Genomic DNA, 17,756 nt, shown 5'->3' on the forward strand with positions numbered 1-17,756 from the left:
TTAGGTAGAGTGAAAAGACCAGGAATTTTCCTGGTCTTTTTTATTTGATTCAATAAAGAAATTAGTTGAAAAGAGGGTTTCATATTTTTATCATAGTTATTCAATTGTGATATTCTTTAATGATTTGTCTGTCGGTTGTTTTTTTTCTTGCATACAAGAAGAGAGTTCTTCTTGTAAAATATTTATCATTTTTTTAGCTTGTTGCCTAAAGGGAGTAGGTAATTCATTTATGATATACATTCCAACTTCCACTTTTGTATGAATCACTTTTCTTAATAAATCCTCATGCATGAACCGCACCCCCAAAACGAATGTTTAAAACATCCCCTTCAAATTTTGCACCTTGAACGGATAAGTGCGTTAATGTTTTTGGTAATGTAATATTTCGTTTGACAGAACCGGCGCGAATGATGAGTTCATCACCTTTTTGATTTAAAGAGAGTTCACTTTTATCCGAGAATGGAATAGAGAGAACAAAAATATATTCATCTCCATCTTTTTTTACATATTGTGTACGCCCGTTGAATTTTACAGCGGTTGGTTCTACATCATCTTTGAATAGAGCATCTCCTACACGCTCTAGCATAGGTAATCCAACTACTTCTTGTTCAAACATAGGAGCTTCATAAATAGGAAGTGGTTGGAAGCTATCCTGAATTAATGCTTTATATTTTTTCTGCGCGTCTTTCCATGCTTGGAAGTAGGAGTCGGTAACAGTATTAGGGATGACGCGGTTAATCATGATCGCATCCACGTTATAATCATATAAATTCAAATAGGTGAAGCTACGCTGCGCTTCTTTAATAACCATTTTTTCTGGATTTACAACAACGCGAATACTTGTCACGTCACGGTTAGATAAAATATCCCGCATTTCTCCAAGGTGTTCAAGTGTATTTGTTAATTCATCCATAATATCATCAGTAGGAAGTGGGACTCCTAGAAGTGGTTGTGCAACAGGTCGAACAACTTTTAAAACTTTTCTTTTAATCGGAAAGAGTTTTTCCATCCACCAGCCGAGCATATCAGGAAAGCTTAGCATGGCGAGAGTTTCTCCGGTTGGTGCGCAATCAATAATGATGACATCATATGTTTTCTGTTTATAGTAATCGAGTACACGAAGTAAACTAATTAAGTCCTCCATGCCAGGAAACATCGTTAATTCCTCTGTTGTAATATCATCGGCTGCTTTTGATGTGAATAGCAATGTAATATACTTTTGTAATTTCCCCCAGCCTTTTTCCATTTCATAAATTGTATTGATTTCTTGAGCCCATAAATTTTCACGAATTTCTAGTGGCTCAGAAGATAATTTTATGCCAAAGGAATCTCCTAAGCTATGAGCTGGGTCAGTGCTCATTACTAATGTTTTTAATCCTTGTTTTGCACTTTGAAGTGCTGTTGCCGCTGAAATGCTAGTTTTTCCTACGCCGCCTTTGCCTGTATACAAAATAATTCTCATATTTATATCCCCTTTGTTTCGGTTATCGAATATTACGAGTATCGAAATATATATTTGAATAAAAACCCCATAAAGGGCCTTATTCAATCGGGATGTTTTTCATCTTAGGTGTAGGAAGCTTTTCCACTTGTTTTTGTTGTGACGTAGCGATGTGATTCATAATCTTTTGGAAGATTTGTAGTAAAGATGTTTTTTCTTCTTCTGATAATGCTTCCGTCACAAGGTTAAAGTAATGAGCTGCATTCTGTTTCACTTCTTGAACAAGTCGTATTCCTGTTTCGGTTAAGCGAATTAAGACAATGCGTCGATCACTTTCATTCCGATAGCGCTCAATATATCCTTTTTTCACAAGCCGATTCACAACACCTGTCGTTGTGCTCATTGGAATGTCAAGGAGTTCCGTGATCTTCGTCATCGTAATATCTGTATTTCGCTCCATCCATAGCAGACAGAATATTTCTGTTTTAGAAAGTGATAAATCAAGGCTCACCCATTCTTCTGGATAGAAAAGCTTCTTGGCGTTATCTAGCAGTAAGTCTAAAAAATGTTCATATTGCAACAATTATTTCCACTCCCGTATATTTCGAGATTCGTAATATTTGGTTTTATTTTATGCGTATTGCAAATAAATGTCAAACAATTAATGTTTGTTTTTTTCAGATTAGATAAAAAATAAACTTTATAATAGAAAATGTGTATGGTGAGTAATAAATACAGAATTATATTTTACATAAAAATCCATAATAGTAATATACTTATCTATAATGGATGTACAGATCAAGGGGGAGAACAATGAGAAAGAGAAATACCCAAGCGTTCACATTTTTAGCATGGACTTCATTTGTTTGTGCGCTTTCTGGTATGTTAATTGGTATTTATACATTAGATGAAACGCTTAGTGTAAAAGGATACTACTTAATTGGAACATTATTTTTAACAATGTCCTGTTTTGTACTGCAAAAAACAATTCGTGATAATGAAGAAGATAACGAGCATTTACCGAAAAAAGAACCGTTGGATAAAAACTAAATTGAGAGGAAAGGCAGAAGCCTTTCTTTTTTTATGCAAAAATGCTGTAAGTGCCGTGTGTTGACTTGCTTGAAGTACTGAAAATTTGGTATCATCAATAGTATTGTAGATTGAACGATATATTATGGAGGTGGCCTAGCCGTGTCAAGAATTTCCGTTGAGAATGTAAAGCATGTAGCGCATTTAGCACGTCTTGCAATTACAGATCAAGAAGCAGAAAAATTTCAAAAGCAACTCGATGCAATTGTTACATTTGCAGAGCAGTTAAATGAATTAGATACAACAGGTGTTAAACCAACAACTCACGTATTAGATATGAAAAATATTATGCGTGAAGATGTACCAGAAAAAGGTTTACCAGTTGAAGAAGTATTAAAAAATGCACCGGATCACAAAGATAATCAAATCCGTGTTCCAGCAGTATTAGAATAGAGGGGGGAATTTCGATGTCATTATTTGATCATTCTGTATCAGAGTTACATAAGAAGTTAAACAACAAAGAAATTTCCGTTACGGATTTAGTAGAAGAATCATACAAACGTATTGCGGATGTAGAAGATAGCGTAAAAGCTTTTCTTACATTAGATGAAGAAAATGCACGCGCGAAAGCGAAGGAATTAGATGCGAAAATTGGTGCTGAAGATAACGGTTTACTTTTCGGTATGCCAATCGGTGTGAAAGATAACATTGTAACAAACGGCCTTCGTACAACTTGTGCGAGCAAAATGTTAGCAAACTTTGATCCAATTTATGATGCGACAGTTGTGCAAAAGCTGAAAGCTGCTGACACAATTACAATCGGTAAATTAAACATGGACGAGTTTGCAATGGGGTCTTCAAATGAAAACTCTGGTTTCTACGCTACGAAAAACCCATGGAATTTAGATTATGTTCCGGGTGGATCTAGTGGTGGTTCTGCAGCAGCAGTAGCGGCAGGAGAAGTATTATTCTCTTTAGGTTCTGATACGGGTGGTTCAATCCGTCAACCAGCTGCATATTGCGGTGTCGTTGGTTTAAAACCAACTTACGGACGTGTATCTCGCTTTGGTTTAGTTGCATTTGCATCTTCTCTTGACCAAATCGGACCAATTACACGTACAGTAGAAGACAATGCATACCTATTACAAGCGATTTCAGGTGTTGACCGCATGGATACAACTTCTGCAAATGTTGAAGTTGGCAACTACTTAGCTGGTTTAACAGGTGATGTAAAAGGTTTACGTATCGCTGTACCAAAAGAATACTTAGGAGAAGGTGTTGGCGAAGAAGCTCGTGAGTCAGTACTAGCTGCGTTAAAAGTATTAGAAGGTATGGGGGCAACTTGGGAAGAAGTATCTCTTCCGCACTCTAAATATGCTTTAGCAACGTATTACGTAATTTCTTCTTCAGAAGCGTCTGCTAACCTTTCACGCTTTGATGGCGTACGCTATGGCGTTCGTTCTGACAATGTGAGTAACTTAATGGACCTTTACAAAAACACGCGTAGCGAAGGCTTCGGTGATGAAGTAAAACGTCGTATCATGCTCGGTACATTTGCACTTAGCTCTGGTTACTATGATGCATATTACAAAAAAGCACAACAAGTACGTACATTAATTAAAAATGACTTTGAAAATGTATTTGCTAACTATGACGTTATTATTGGACCAACAACGCCGACTCCAGCATTCAAAGTAGGCGAAAAAGTAGATGATCCAATGACAATGTACGCAAACGACATTTTAACAATTCCAGTGAACTTAGCAGGTGTTCCGGCGATTTCTGTTCCATGTGGATTCGGTGCGAACAACATGCCACTTGGTTTACAAATTATCGGTAAACACTTTAATGAAGCAACAATTTATCGCGTTGCACATGCGTTTGAGCAAGCAACAGATTATCATACAAAAAAAGCAAGTCTGTAGGAGGCGAGCATAGATGAATTTAGAAACAATTATCGGTTTAGAGGTTCACGTTGAGTTAAAAACGAATTCGAAAATTTTCTCTGCGAGTCCAACAGAATTCGGAGCGGATCCAAATACACAAACAAGTGTAATTGACTTAGGATATCCTGGGGTGCTTCCAACTCTAAATAAAGAAGCAGTTAACTTTGCAATGAAAGCTGCAATGGCATTAAACTGTGAAATCGCAACAGAAACAAAATTTGATCGTAAAAACTATTTCTATCCAGATAATCCGAAAGCATACCAAATTTCTCAATATGATAAACCAATTGGGGAAAATGGTTGGATTGAAATTGAAGTAGATGGCAAAAAGAAACGCATCGGTATTACACGTCTTCACCTAGAAGAAGATGCAGGTAAATCAACGCATACAAGTGAAGGTTCATTAGTGGATTATAATCGTCAAGGTATGCCATTAATCGAAATCGTATCTGAGCCAGATATGCGTACGCCAGAAGAAGCATATGCATACTTAGAAAAATTAAAATCTATCATTCAATATACAGGTGTATCTGACTGTAAGATGGAAGAGGGGTCTCTTCGCTGTGATGCGAACATTTCCCTTCGTCCAGTAGGACAAGAGAAGTTCGGTACAAAAGCAGAGCTGAAAAACTTAAACTCTTTCACTTATGTACAAAAAGGTCTTGAGCATGAACAAGTACGCCAAGAAAAAGAATTATTATCTGGTGGCATCATTCAACAAGAAACGCGTCGTTATGATGAAGCAACAAAGAAAACAATCTTAATGCGTGTAAAAGAAGGATCTGACGATTACCGTTACTTCCCAGAGCCAGACTTAGTTGAACTTTACATCGATGATGAGTGGAAAGAGCGCGTTCGTGCTTCTATTCCAGAACTTCCAGATGCTCGTAAAGTACGCTATGTTGAAGAACTTGGTTTACCAGCTTATGATGCACACGTATTAACATTAACAAAAGAGATGTCTGATTTCTTTGAAGCAACAATCGCAGATGGTGCAGATGCAAAATTAACATCAAACTGGTTAATGGGTGAAGTACTTGCATACTTAAATAAACAACAAAAAGAATTAAAAGACGTAGCATTAACGCCAGCTGGTCTATCTAAAATGGTTCAATTAATTGAAAAAGGTACAATTTCGTCTAAAATTGCGAAAAAAGTATTTAATGAATTAATTGAAAAAGGTGGAGACCCAGAAGAAATCGTTAAAGCAAAAGGTCTTGTTCAAATTTCTGACGAAGGTACACTTCGTAAGGTCGTAACAGAAATTCTTGATAATAACGAACAATCTATTGAAGACTTTAAAAACGGTAAAGACCGTGCAATTGGCTTCTTAGTGGGTCAAATTATGAAGGCGACAAAAGGACAAGCAAACCCACCACTTGTTAATAAAATCTTGTTAGAAGAAATCAACAAGCGATAATAAAGAAAAGTGGAACTGGATAGCCTAGCTCATGAAGTTAAGCGGTTATCAAATAGTAAAGATTACTCAGAGAAAGCACCCATATTTGGGTGTTTTTTCTGAGTTAATCAAACGTTTGTTTAAATTAAGAAATTATTTAAACAAACGTTTGATTAACTGACAAAAGTGAGAAAATGTTTGTATAGCAACTATGGTATGATAGTTGCAAAAAGGTGGGAATAATGATAAATCTAGACATAGAGAGTTTTTTCATCTCGTGAAATAATAGATAATTGTTATCCCCTGTCTTGTATGTAAGAAACAGAAAGTACTATGAATGGTGAAATGATATATATTGCTTAGTTCAATAAAGTAAAGCTTTCATTAGTAGGTTGTTCTTTATATTTTGCTGATGTAAAGCGGTATGAACCTGGGTCCTTATTTGTCCTTTTAAATGGGCTAAAAGAAGGATATGGAGATGAGAGGAGGTAGGCATAGGAACGCTGAATAAAGATTCGGTATATTCTTTTTCTGTGAATGGTGAATGAGAAATTTCCTGTGCTAATGAATGATGAAGCGAGCAAGAATAATTTATAACCCTACTTCTGGCCGTGAGTTATTTAAAAAGAGCTTACCAGAAGTATTACAAAAATTAGAACAAGCTGGATATGAAACATCTTGTCATGCGACAACGGGTCCTGGAGATGCGACTGTGGCAGCGAGGCAAGCGGCAAATCGTAAATTTGATGTTGTCATTGCAGCGGGTGGTGACGGGACGTTAAATGAAGTGGTGAATGGTTTAGTAGGAAATGAATATCGTCCAAAATTCGGAATCATTCCAGTTGGGACGACAAATGATTTTGCACGTGCAATCGGTGTACCGCGTTCTATTGAAGAGGCGGCAGATATTATTTGCGAAGGTAAGACTGTTCCATTAGACCTTGGTAGAGCGAACGATACATATTTTATTAACATTGCTGGCGGCGGACGTATTACAGAATTAACATACGAAGTACCAAGTAAGCTGAAAACAGTACTAGGACAGCTTGCCTATTATTTAAAAGGTATCGAAATGCTGCCATCATTACATCCAACATACGTTGAAATCGAGTATGATGGAAAGCTATTGCAAGAAGAGATTACGATGTTTTTAATTACGAATACCCGCTCAGTTGGTGGCTTTGAAAAAGTTGCACCATATGCATCTATTAACGATGGTTTATTTGACTTATTAGTGCTGAAGAAGGGTTCTATTGCTGATTTGATTAAAGCAGCAACACAAGCACAGCGCGGTGAGCATATTAATAATCCAAAAGTTTTATATACGCAGGCAAATCGTATTAAGGTTCATTCGCCGGATAAATTAATGATTAATTTAGATGGTGAATATGGCGGAGATGCGCCAATGGAATTTGAAAATATATATCATTGTCTTGAACTATTTGTTCCAGAACATAAAGAGGATACCTTATAAAGGTATCCTTTTTTATTTATTTATATAGGAACGTGTCGATGGAATCGTGTCATTAATTCCTTTTGTAAATTGGGAGTTGGTTTGATTTTCATTGTATTTTTACAATGCGTTCATCTTACATCCACATTTACTTGCTACACTGAATGTGAGAAGGGCAGAAAGGTAGGGTCTGTTATGGAGAAGATAAAGGCAATACTCTTTGATAAAGATGGAACATTAATGGATTTTCATTCGATTTGGATTAAAGTTGCAGAAGAACTTGTAGCTAAACTTATAGAACTACATCAATTACCTCAATCATTACAGTTAACGATTTTAGAAGAAATTGGTGTTAAAGGGGCGGTTGTTCATCCAAGTAGTGTATTAGCAGCAGGAACAAGCCTCGATATAGCGAAAATATGTTGTAAGTATATACCGTCTGTTAAAGAGAGTGATATGCATCACTGGATAAGTGGAAAACTATTTACTCTTATGTACGAACATCGTTCACATATGAGGATGACAGCAGATTTACCAAGGGTTTTACAAACATTGAAAGATAAAGGTTTCGTTTTAGGGGTGGTGACAGCTGATGATTTTGCACCGACAGAATTATTTTTAAAGCAGTATCGATTGGAATCTTTCTTTGATTGTATTGTAGCTGCAGATACATTTCCGGCACAAAAACCAGATAAACAAATTGTAGAAGCATTTTGCGAGAAGTTTAGCTTGGATTCATCGGAAGTAGCGGTAGTTGGCGATACACCGACCGATTTACATTTAGCGAAAAATAGTGGCGCTTGTTATGCAATTGGTGTTCTTTCTGGGACGGGGGATCGACAAACATTAGTACCACTTGCCGATGTTGTACTAGATTCTGTAGGAGATCTTATTTCTGGCTCTGGTGAATTTATTTGGGAACAAAGGAAGTCTAATGTATAAATAAAATAAGTCTATAGAGACTCATAACAAGTCTTTATAGACTTGTTTTTTATGTCGAAATACTAGGAATGTTAGAACAACACTACATTTGTAAGTTGGCATACATCTTGCAATATAGAAAAAGAAAATCATAGCATAGAAAAGGATGGGAGAAACGATGAATACAAAATTCGCTAAAGTAAATGAACAAATTCCAGGACCAAAGGCAGCTTCTTTATTAGAACGCCGTCAAAATATCGTACCAAGGGGCGTGAGTAATGGGATTTCAACATTCGTACAGTCAGCCGATGGTGCGCTTGTAACAGATGTAGATGGAAATCAATTTATCGATTTTGCAGGAGCAATTGGAACGATTAACGTAGGACATTGTCACCCTGCTGTGAAAGAGGCGCTTCATAAACAAGTAGATCAATATATTCATACTGGATTTAATGTAATGATGTATGAGCCATATATTGAATTAGCAGAGAAGCTTGCGGCATTAGCTCCTGGAAAATTTGAAAAACAAGTATTATTTTTAAATAGTGGTGCTGAAGCAGTTGAAAATGCTGTGAAAATTGCTCGTAAATATACGAAAAGACCTGGCATTATTGCGTTTTCAAAAGGGTTTCATGGTCGTACATTGATGACAATGACGATGACAAGTAAAGTAAAGCCATATAAATTCGGATTTGGTCCATTTGCACCGGAAGTATATAAAGCACCATTTCCATATGAATATCGTCGTCCAGAAGGTTTAACAGACGAACAATACGATAACTTTATTATTGAAGAATTTAAGAATTTTTTAATATCAGAAGTTGCACCAGAAAGTATAGCAGCTGTTGTGATGGAACCAGTCCAAGGTGAAGGTGGTTTTATCATTCCAAGTAAAAAGTTTGTCCAAGAAGTACGTCGTCTTTGCTCTGAACATGGTATTTTATTTGTAGCTGATGAAATTCAAACAGGATTTAGTCGTACAGGAAAATACTTTGCAATTGATCATTATGATGTAGTTCCAGATTTAATTACTGTTTCAAAATCATTAGGGGCAGGAGTACCGATTAGTGGCGTTATTGGCCGAAAAGAAGTTATGAATGAATCAGCACCAGGGGAACTTGGTGGAACATACGCTGGAAGTCCATTAGGCTGCGCTGCGGCATTAGCTGTTTTGGATATTATAGAGAAAGAAAAATTAAATGATCGAGCTGTACATGTAGGAAAAGTTGTGATGGATCGATTTGAAGCAATGAAGAAAAAATATAATTGTATTGGTGATGTGCGTGGCTTAGGAGCAATGTGTGCGTTCGAACTTGTTAAAGATCGTACAACGAAAGAAGTGGATAAAGCATTAACAGCAAATTTATGTGCTGAAGCAAATAAACGTGGATTGCTCTTATTATCTGCTGGAACGTATGGGAATGTAGTTCGTGTATTAATGCCACTTGTCATTACAGATGAACAGCTAGAAGAGGGGCTTACAATTATTGAAGATTCCCTGCAAGCTTGTTATGAGCAAGCAGATATAGCTCGTGTATAAATAATAGAATGCAAATTGAAAAAACGACATAAAATCTTTCTTTTTTTAGGTGGAGAGAGCATCCATTCATGTATAGAAGCGGTCAGACTCTCCTACAGCCTCATGCAAAGTTAAAACAAAGAGAGAAAACGACCGTAGATTACCGTTTGTTCTTTATAGTAGCGCCTTATATGTCGGAAAATCAAAATGGATATATATATAACATATTTGTGACCATTCTAGTTTACTTTGTTTAATATACAGAAAATTCCCTTAAATACAGGTTTCATTTTATAATGAAATGTAAGAGATAATAAAGTGAAGCAATGTACTTGAATTTGAGGAGTGGCTGGAATGGTTGCAGAAAAGGAACGAGCATTTATGGATTTAAAAGATGTATTTGAATATGCATTTGATGAGATTTTTGTCACGGATGAGGAAGGAACGGTTGTCCGTGTAAATAGTACATGCGAAAGACACTATCAATTATCTGCTGAGGAGTTAGTAGGTAAGCATGTAAAAGAACTACAAAAAGAAGGGATCTTTTATCCATCTGCAACATTAGAAGTAATTGAGAAGAAAAAGCCAATTGAACTTGTTCAGACAACAAAATCAGGAGAGTATTTACACGTTCGTACAAGGCCTGTGTTTGATGAACAAGGGAATTTGCGAAGGGTAATTAGTTATTCTCGTGACCTCACTGAACTCTACCAATTACGAAAAAAGGTCGAAGAGATGGATAATCAGTTAAAGACATATAAAAAAGAGTTAAGAGAAACGTATGAATATGAGGGGCTTATTTTTAAAAGTGTAGCTATGCAAAAAATAGTTACAACAATCAAAAAAGTCTCTGTGGTAGATAGTACGGTTCTTATTTTAGGCGAGACTGGTGTAGGGAAAAGTAGATTAGTACGCCATTTGCATGAAGTGAGTTATCGTAAAAATGAAATGTTTTATGAAATTAATTGTGCGGCATTGCCGACAAATTTAATCGAATCGGAACTGTTTGGCTATTCAGGTGGTTCATTTACAGGTGCAAACCGCGAAGGAAAAAAAGGAATTTTAGAGCTAGCTCATAAAGGAACTCTTTTCTTAGACGAGATTGGTGAAATGCCACTTGAAATTCAGGCGAAACTGTTACAAGTATTACAAGAAAAAACATTCCGCTCAGTAGGAGGTAGGGAACTAAAAAAAGTAGATGTTCGTATTGTAGCAGCTACGAATAGAGATTTGGCTGAAATGGTGAAACAAGGTACTTTCCGAAAAGATTTATACTATCGTTTAAATGTAATACCAATTCATATCCCTCCACTTCGTGAAAGAACGGAAGATATTTTACCTTTAGTCTATCATTACTTACATCACTTTAACGAGAAGTATGGACGTGATGTAAAATTGGCCCCTAGTACTCTACAAATATTTGTAGGGTACCCTTGGGAAGGGAATAATAGAGAAATAGAAAATGTGATTGAAAGAATTGTCATTACTGCAGATAACATTGTAACGATTGAAGACTTACCATTATCTATGCATGGATCAACAGTTGAACAGTCCGGTCAAAGCCTCTATAAAATGTTGGAAGAAGTAGAACGGAATATTATCCTTAAAGCGTATAAAACATATGGATCAAGCTATAAAGTAGCAGAGTTTTTGAAAATAAGCCAGTCTGCAGCGACGAGGAAAATTAAGAGGTTTATAGGAGAGGAATTTATATAAATACAAATTTATATAAATACAAATTGAAAAAATGATATAGAACCTTTCTTTTTAGGGGGGAGAGAGCATCCGTTCATGCATAGAAACTGTCCCATTCCAAGTGAAAATAAAGAGAGAATACGAGTGAAGGCTATTTCTTTGTTCGAATGCTTTTTTGAAAGTATGATAGAAATATAGAAGAAAATGAAGTGAATATAAAGGAGGAAGAAAATGTTGGATAAGAAAGCGACTTATATAAATTTAGAACAGAAAGCAATGTATATAAATGGGGAATGGATCGGGCTACAGGAACAAATTGAAATTAATAATCCTGCGACGCAGGAAGTATTTGCAACTGTTCCAAAAGGCGGAGTCACTGAGGCGAAGCAAGCGGTAGATGCTGCACATGAAGCCTTTAAATCTTGGTCAAAATTAACTGCAGCTGACCGTGCGCAAAAATTAAAAAAGTGGTTTGCACTAATTGATGAAAATAAAGAAGAAATCGCAGCAATTATGACGAAAGAACAAGGGAAGCCATTTGCAGAAGCACTTGGTGAAGTGAATTATGCGAATAGTTTTGTAGAATGGTATGCAGAAGAAGGAAAGCGAGTATATGGTGAGATGATTCCAGCTTCTCATCCAGATAAACGCATCTTAGTAATAAAACAGCCTGTTGGTGTTATTGCAGCAATTACACCGTGGAATTTTCCAGCTGCTATGATTACAAGAAAAGTAGCTCCAGCGCTTGCAGCAGGTTGCACAGCAGTTGTAAAGCCTGCAAGTCAAACGCCGTTAACGGCGTTAAAATTAGCCAAACTTGCACATGAGGCTGATATTCCAAAAGGCGTTTTAAACATTGTAACAGGTAGTGCAAAGGCTATTGCTGATACGTGGATGAATGATGGACGTGTGAGAAAGGTTTCGTTTACGGGATCAACTGAAATCGGAAAAGAATTAATGTGTGGTGCAGCGAAAACAATGAAAAAAGTGTCACTTGAATTAGGGGGGCATGCTCCGTTTATTGTGATGAATGATGCAGATTTAGATAAAGCTGTAGAAGCGGTAATTGGTTCGAAATTCCGTAATGCTGGTCAAACATGCATATGTACAAATCGCGTATTTGTACAAGAAGCGGTATATGGAGAATTTGCAGAGAAGTTTCAAAAAGCAGTAGGTCAGCTTAAGGTAGGAGATGGATTTGGAGAAGGTACGACTGTAGGGCCGCTTATTGATGCGAATGCAGTAGAAAAAGTAAAGGAACATATAGAAGATGCTATCCAAAAAGGCGGCGAAATCCTTTATGGAGGACAAACAATTGCAGAATTAAATGGTCACTTTATTGAACCAACTGTAATTGGAGGAGCAAACGATACAATGTTATGTATGAATGAGGAAACATTCGGACCGGTTGCGCCTGTTGCAAAATTTGAAACGGTTGAAGAAGTAATTGAACGAGCTAATAATACTCCGTATGGTCTAGCTGCATATGTATTTACAAAAGATATTAGTCAAGCATTTCAAATTAGTGAAGCATTAGAATATGGCATTATCGGCTTAAATGATGGCCTTCCATCAGTTGCACAAGCTCCGTTTGGCGGATATAAAGAAAGTGGTATTGGCCGTGAAGGTGGTCATTTTGGAATTGACGAATATTTAGAAATTAAATACATTTCTTTAGGATTATAATAAAGTAAAAAAAGGTTGTTTTCTAAAATGAAAACAACCTTTTTATTATGTGAGGGTAAATTAATATAAAAGAATAAGTTTACATGAGTGCTTTCAATAGATCTGTTACTAATGGAATCACTTTACCAACGAATGTTAAAATCGCATTTGCTGTTGTCATGAAAACTCCTCCCTTTATTTTTAATATTATAATAATAAAACTTTATACATTGATTATATTAAGGCAGTATACTAAAAAGTGAAAAGAGCCTTTTTCTAGGAAAATGGCTCTTTTCATTAAATAATTTGTATTCTTAGAATGCCCAGTTACCTTTACGGAAAATTGGTTCATGTGTTCCGTCAGCTGTAATACCATTAATATCAAGCTCTGCTGAACCAATCATAAAGTCTTCGTGTGTAATACTAGAGTTTGCTCCATTTTCTGCAAGCTCTTCTTTTGTCATCGTTTTACCACCATCTAAGTTAAATGCATAAGCATTTCCAATTGCTAAATGGCAAGATGCATTTTCATCAAATAGCGTATTATAGAATAAAATGTTTGTATTAGAAATCGGTGAATCATGAGGTACTAATGCGACTTCTCCTAAGAAGTGAGAGCCTTCATCCGTTTCTACTAAATGTTTTAGTGCTTCTTCGCCAACATCAGCTTTGTAGTCAATAATGCGACCATTTTCGAATGTTAATGTAAAGTTATCGATGATGTTACCTGCAAATACTAATGGTTTTGTACTTGATACTTGACCGTTTACACCTGTTTTTAATGGCATAGTAAAGACTTCTTCTGTCGGAATGTTAGCCATAAATGGTATATTTTTTTCATTTAAGCTACCAGCGCCAGCCCATACATGTTTTTCTGGAAGTTCAATTGTTAAATCTGTTCCAGGACCTGTATAGTGAAGCGCTTTATAATGTTTTTCGTTTAAGTAGTCTACTTTTGTATGTAATATTGCATCATGTTCTTTCCATGCTTCAACAGGATTTTCTAAATCTGCACGAGTTGCTTGGAAAATTGCAGCCCATAGCTTTTCTTGTTGCTCTTCTGGTGCTACATCAGGGAATACTTTTGCAGCCCATTCTTTCGTAGGAACAGAGATTACGCACCAGCTTACTTTATCTGCTTGTACATAATCACGGTATACCTTCATTGCTTCTCCAGCAACCTTATGAGAATTTGCAATTCGTTTTGCATCTACACCTTTTAATAAATCTGGATTTTCTGCATAGATAGACATAAATGCAGCGCCTTCTTTTGCCAATTCTTCACGTGCATGTGCCTTCCAAGCAGGGAATTCTGAGAATGCTTCTTCAGGAGCTAAATCAAATTTTAAACGTGTTAATACCTCATCGTTCCAATCTACATATACATGCTTTGCACCTGATTTGTATGCTTTTTTTGTAACAAGACGGACAAATGGAGCTGCCTCAAGTGGCGCATTAATAGATAGTGTTTGTCCAGGCTGAATATTAACACCGACATTTACTGCAAGAGCAGCATACTTTTCTAATGTTTGTTCAAATGACATATGATAATCTCCTTTGTGTGAAAGAATTTGTTATAAATATAATACACGAAATATTCAAAAATATAAACGATACCTCAATTATATCAATCTTAATTTCGTATTTTCACGATGTATTGTGAGAAAATGGGCAATTGATTGAGTAGAATAATCAGGTAAACAAGCATAAGCATATATTAAATAAAATTTAAAAGAAAATGGTTATGAATATGTAGTATGAAAGGGTGATAAAATGGGACGAAATCCGAATCGAAAAAGAAAAGATTGTTATCCATATATAGAAAAGAATTGTGAGATAGGACCTATGTCCCCATATGAACGTTGTGATAAGGCATTCCGAGTTCGTTTTCAAGCTGCAGATTATCAAAAAGATCTTCCTCTTCCAATTCAATTCTGTAACGGGGATGAAAAATTGTTTGATAATAAAATTGCTAGCTTCTCTAAGGCTTTACCACATAATTCTTTAGGGGAAGTTGATATTTATGCTTATAAAAAATGGATTGAGGCACTTAAGAAGGGAAAACCAGATGCTTTTGAATGTTTAACGCTTGGTGGTGTAGTGAAGCTTGCCAATCCACAAGCAGCTTATGCTTATGGGCTAGAAGGGCCGGACTCTCACCATTTAAGTATCGCGGTACCTCCAGCTTTTAGTAGTGCCTGGGAAGCAAGTGAAATGACTGAACTGTACTGGCAGGCATTGACACGTGATGTGCCTTTTGCTGAATATAATAGTAATTCTCTTACTTTAGCAGCGGCTTCTGAATTATCAAGTTTGTCGGATTTCCGTGGGCCTAAAGTTAATGGTAGCGTTACTACAGAGACTTTGTTTCGTGGTGGAATATCTGGTGATCTGGTAGGACCTTATATTTCTCGATTTTTATGGCAAGATGTTCCTTATGGAGCTACAACAATGATTCAAAAATATCGTACTACTGTATCTGATAAAGATTATATGACTGCTTACCAAGAATGGCTTGATATCCAAAATGGTTTATCTCCGAAGGAAATTATATTTGATACAGTCACTCGTTATATTCGTAGTGGTCGTGACCTAGCTGAATTTGTTCATCAAGATTTTTCCTACCAAGCTTGTCTTTCTGCGTGTTTGATATTACTTAGCTTTGGAAAAGGAGCATTATCATCCAATAACCCTTACTTACATTCAAAAACTCAGAATGGTTTTGTTACCTTCGGTGCCCCTCATATTTTGGATTTAGTGGGTAAGACGGCAAAGGCAGCACTTGAAGCGGCATGGTTTCAAAAGTTTTTAGTTCATCGCAGAATCCGCCCTGAAGAGTTTGGAGGACGTGTTCATAATCAGTTAACAGGTGATACTCATTATCCGATTCATCCAGAATTATTAAATTCGCAAGTTATTTCCGAAGTATTTAGCAAGTTTGGAACGTATTTACTTCCGTTAGCGTATCCTGAAGGCTGTCCGACTCATCCTGCATACCCTGCGGGACATGCAACTCTTATGGGAGCTGGTGTCACTGTATTGAAAGCCTTTTTTAATGAATCGTTTGTCATTCCAAAACCAGTTGTAGCAAGTTCTGATGGTCTTTCTTTGCTTTCTTACTCAGGACAACCTTTGAAAGTCGAAGGGGAATTGAATAAGCTTGCTACCAATATTGGGCTTGGCCGTAGTACAGCTGGTGTTCATTGGCGTTCTGACACGATAGAAGGCTTAAAGCTCGGGGAAGCAGTAGCGATTGGAATTCTGAAAGATCATAAAGCAACCTATAACGAAAAATTTAATGGCTTTTCTTTTACTAAATTCAATGGTGAGGTTATAACAATTTAATAGTAGTAAACGATTTCCTTATCTGTTTATTGAAATTACCCCATATTGTTAAGAGTTATTAAAAAAAATGAGTGCGATATGAAAAGTATCGTACTCATTTTTCTAGTTACAATAATCTTTATTCTTACTCGATTATTTATGGGTAGTAAACCCAACTTTATTTAATAGAAAGTCCAAGCTGTTCAACCGTTGTGGAATTATGTATACGAACGCGCTTTATTTTTAATAGTTCATCTGTTTCACTTTTTGTAATAAACTTCCCTGGTTTTGTCGTTGTCGCAAATTGATAATATTTCTTTGTTTCTTCTACAACTTTATCATTTACATGACCAAACGGGTATGCAATTGCAATGACAGGTTTACCAGTGATCTTTTCAAGCTTTTCTTTTGAACCCTTTAACTCTCCCTCATAGTTTGTGATTTTCGGTAAATCAGCATGTGTTGCTGTATGAGATTGGACAGAGAAAATACCCGAATCAACCATTTCTTTTATATCCGCGGTAGATAAGGAACCTTCTGCATCGATGTTATCAACAATCATATATTCGGTTGCTGTCGGCTTAAATGTATCGTCTTTTAACTTTTGTAGAATATGAAATGCATTCATATTATTTTTCATACCATCATCAAACGTAACAAGAATTGGTTTATTTACTTTATTCATATCATCCCAATGTTCGAACGTTAATAATGTATAGCCGTTTTCTTTTAAATATTTCATTTGCGCTTCGAAGTTCGCGGGTGAGACAAATAAGTCTTTTATTCCTTGACCATAATAATCCTCAATCGCGTGATACATTAAGACAGGAACATATTGCTGAAACGTGATGGTGGATGTTGTGAGCAGAATACTTTTTCCATCTTCTTTTAAACCAGATGCTTCAATTTGATATTCACCACGTTTTCCGTCAAATTCTTTAATATCAAAAGGAATTGCAAACTGTTTGTTTTTATCTTTGGATGAAAATAATTTTGCACTTTCTTTTCCATCAGCAGTTCGCCAAACTTTATATTGTACCTCGGTTAAAGAATCTTTTATATCCGTTATATGTATAGCTGTATTTGTGGATTCATGTGTAATAGAACTCCAAGATATTGTACCTTGTGGTTGCACTTTTTCTACTTGCTTTTTTGGCTGTTCTTGAACCGTTTTCTCTTTTTTAGGTTCATTATTTGTATTGTTAGAGTTACACCCTGCTAGAATGGCAGATGTACATAAAGCAATAGCTGCATATTTTTTCATAACGATCACCTTCTATTGTATATTCGCTTTTTCCCCGTATGAACGGGCAGTAAGACCCTCACCTTAAGATTCAGAGAGAAATGAAGAGGTCGGGCTGATT

The 17,756-nt window shown here is 36.2% G+C and carries 15 protein-coding genes; 10 read left to right on the forward strand and 5 right to left on the reverse strand.

From position 1 onward, the window contains the following. Nucleotides 1–96 precede the first annotated feature (96 nt). The 3 genes from ACM6HU_RS10815 to ACM6HU_RS10825 form a co-directional block, all read right to left on the reverse strand. Nucleotides 97–291, reverse strand: coding sequence for a DUF3926 domain-containing protein (locus ACM6HU_RS10815; protein ID WP_016112839.1), 195 nt, complete (start codon nucleotides 289–291; stop codon nucleotides 97–99). After that, a complete protein-coding gene (locus tag ACM6HU_RS10820) occupies nucleotides 284–1,462 on the reverse strand; it encodes an ArsA family ATPase (RefSeq protein ID WP_016112840.1) in 1,179 nt (392 codons plus the stop codon). Before ACM6HU_RS10820 ends, ACM6HU_RS10815 begins: the two co-directional genes overlap by 8 nt. A 79-nt stretch (nucleotides 1,463–1,541) precedes the next feature. Further along, entirely contained in the window at nucleotides 1,542–2,024 is a 483-nt protein-coding gene (locus ACM6HU_RS10825; RefSeq protein WP_016112841.1) for a MarR family winged helix-turn-helix transcriptional regulator, read from the reverse strand. A 230-nt stretch (nucleotides 2,025–2,254) separates the two neighbouring features. On the opposite strand from ACM6HU_RS10825, the gene ACM6HU_RS10830 reads away from it, so the two are divergent. The 9 genes from ACM6HU_RS10830 (at nucleotide 2,255) to ACM6HU_RS10870 (ending at nucleotide 13,089) form a co-directional block, all read left to right on the forward strand. Continuing rightward, the gene (locus tag ACM6HU_RS10830; RefSeq protein ID WP_016112842.1) at nucleotides 2,255–2,491 is read left to right on the forward strand and encodes a YiaA/YiaB family inner membrane protein; all 237 of its coding nucleotides are present in this window, start codon (nucleotides 2,255–2,257) and stop codon (nucleotides 2,489–2,491) included. Between the two features lie 141 nt (nucleotides 2,492–2,632). Continuing rightward, nucleotides 2,633–2,923, forward strand: a complete 291-nt coding sequence (gene gatC, locus ACM6HU_RS10835; RefSeq protein ID WP_003194647.1) for an Asp-tRNA(Asn)/Glu-tRNA(Gln) amidotransferase subunit GatC — start codon at nucleotides 2,633–2,635, stop codon at nucleotides 2,921–2,923. Nucleotides 2,924–2,937: 14 nt separating this feature from the next. Beyond that, nucleotides 2,938–4,395, forward strand: a complete 1,458-nt coding sequence (gene gatA / locus ACM6HU_RS10840) for an Asp-tRNA(Asn)/Glu-tRNA(Gln) amidotransferase subunit GatA (RefSeq protein WP_016112843.1) — start codon at nucleotides 2,938–2,940, stop codon at nucleotides 4,393–4,395. A gap of 13 nt (nucleotides 4,396–4,408) precedes the next feature. Next, the gene (gene gatB, locus ACM6HU_RS10845) at nucleotides 4,409–5,836 is read left to right on the forward strand and encodes an Asp-tRNA(Asn)/Glu-tRNA(Gln) amidotransferase subunit GatB (protein WP_016112844.1); all 1,428 of its coding nucleotides are present in this window, start codon (nucleotides 4,409–4,411) and stop codon (nucleotides 5,834–5,836) included. A 547-nt stretch (nucleotides 5,837–6,383) separates the two neighbouring features. Beyond that, nucleotides 6,384–7,289, forward strand: coding sequence for a diacylglycerol kinase (locus tag ACM6HU_RS10850; RefSeq protein WP_003194652.1), 906 nt, complete (start codon nucleotides 6,384–6,386; stop codon nucleotides 7,287–7,289). Nucleotides 7,290–7,463: 174 nt separating this feature from the next. After that, nucleotides 7,464–8,210: an HAD family hydrolase gene (locus ACM6HU_RS10855; RefSeq protein ID WP_033671804.1), complete on the forward strand. Its 747-nt coding sequence runs from the start codon at nucleotides 7,464–7,466 to the stop codon at nucleotides 8,208–8,210. 157 nt (nucleotides 8,211–8,367) lie between these two features. Beyond that, nucleotides 8,368–9,729, forward strand: coding sequence for a 4-aminobutyrate--2-oxoglutarate transaminase (gene gabT, locus ACM6HU_RS10860; RefSeq protein WP_016112846.1), 1,362 nt, complete (start codon nucleotides 8,368–8,370; stop codon nucleotides 9,727–9,729). 333 nt (nucleotides 9,730–10,062) lie between these two features. Then, the gene (locus ACM6HU_RS10865) at nucleotides 10,063–11,424 is read left to right on the forward strand and encodes a sigma-54 interaction domain-containing protein (RefSeq protein ID WP_016112847.1); all 1,362 of its coding nucleotides are present in this window, start codon (nucleotides 10,063–10,065) and stop codon (nucleotides 11,422–11,424) included. A gap of 213 nt (nucleotides 11,425–11,637) precedes the next feature. Further along, entirely contained in the window at nucleotides 11,638–13,089 is a 1,452-nt protein-coding gene (locus ACM6HU_RS10870; RefSeq protein ID WP_033670947.1) for an NAD-dependent succinate-semialdehyde dehydrogenase, read from the forward strand. A 293-nt stretch (nucleotides 13,090–13,382) separates the two neighbouring features. Here ACM6HU_RS10870 and ACM6HU_RS10875 read toward each other — a convergent pair whose 3' ends face one another. Next, a complete protein-coding gene (locus tag ACM6HU_RS10875; RefSeq protein WP_414848133.1) occupies nucleotides 13,383–14,612 on the reverse strand; it encodes an aminopeptidase in 1,230 nt (409 codons plus the stop codon). Nucleotides 14,613–14,841: 229 nt separating this feature from the next. Between ACM6HU_RS10875 and ACM6HU_RS10880 the strand changes: the two genes are divergently transcribed. Beyond that, on the forward strand, nucleotides 14,842–16,413 hold the full coding sequence (locus ACM6HU_RS10880; RefSeq protein WP_414848134.1) for a vanadium-dependent haloperoxidase: 1,572 nt from the start codon (nucleotides 14,842–14,844) through the stop codon (nucleotides 16,411–16,413). Between the two features lie 157 nt (nucleotides 16,414–16,570). Here ACM6HU_RS10880 and ACM6HU_RS10885 read toward each other — a convergent pair whose 3' ends face one another. Then, nucleotides 16,571–17,656 (reverse strand): polysaccharide deacetylase family protein, encoded by a 1,086-nt coding sequence (locus ACM6HU_RS10885; RefSeq protein WP_016112851.1) that lies wholly within the window; start codon nucleotides 17,654–17,656, stop codon nucleotides 16,571–16,573. Between the last annotated feature and the right edge of the window lie 100 nt (nucleotides 17,657–17,756).

Origin of the sequence: Bacillus sp. IT-79MI2, from assembly GCF_949768135.1 — a bacterium.
In the GTDB taxonomy this organism is placed as follows: domain Bacteria; phylum Bacillota; class Bacilli; order Bacillales; family Bacillaceae_G; genus Bacillus_A; species Bacillus_A pseudomycoides.

Bases quoted from the DNA above. Each gene is read 5' to 3' on its own strand.
- ACM6HU_RS10820 (WP_016112840.1), bottom strand. From the start codon at position 1,462: ATGAGAATTATTTTGTATACAGGCAAAGGCGGCGTAGGAAAAACTAGC.
- ACM6HU_RS10850 (WP_003194652.1), top strand. From the start codon at position 6,384: ATGATGAAGCGAGCAAGAATAATTTATAACCCTACTTCTGGCCGTGAG.
- ACM6HU_RS10880 (WP_414848134.1), top strand. From the start codon at position 14,842: ATGGGACGAAATCCGAATCGAAAAAGAAAAGATTGTTATCCATATATA.
- gatB (WP_016112844.1), top strand. From the start codon at position 4,409: ATGAATTTAGAAACAATTATCGGTTTAGAGGTTCACGTTGAGTTAAAA.
- ACM6HU_RS10885 (WP_016112851.1), bottom strand. From the start codon at position 17,656: ATGAAAAAATATGCAGCTATTGCTTTATGTACATCTGCCATTCTAGCA.
- ACM6HU_RS10815 (WP_016112839.1), bottom strand. From the start codon at position 291: ATGCATGAGGATTTATTAAGAAAAGTGATTCATACAAAAGTGGAAGTT.
- ACM6HU_RS10855 (WP_033671804.1), top strand. From the start codon at position 7,464: ATGGAGAAGATAAAGGCAATACTCTTTGATAAAGATGGAACATTAATG.
- ACM6HU_RS10830 (WP_016112842.1), top strand. From the start codon at position 2,255: ATGAGAAAGAGAAATACCCAAGCGTTCACATTTTTAGCATGGACTTCA.
- gatA (WP_016112843.1), top strand. From the start codon at position 2,938: ATGTCATTATTTGATCATTCTGTATCAGAGTTACATAAGAAGTTAAAC.
- gabT (WP_016112846.1), top strand. From the start codon at position 8,368: ATGAATACAAAATTCGCTAAAGTAAATGAACAAATTCCAGGACCAAAG.
- ACM6HU_RS10865 (WP_016112847.1), top strand. From the start codon at position 10,063: ATGGTTGCAGAAAAGGAACGAGCATTTATGGATTTAAAAGATGTATTT.
- ACM6HU_RS10875 (WP_414848133.1), bottom strand. From the start codon at position 14,612: ATGTCATTTGAACAAACATTAGAAAAGTATGCTGCTCTTGCAGTAAAT.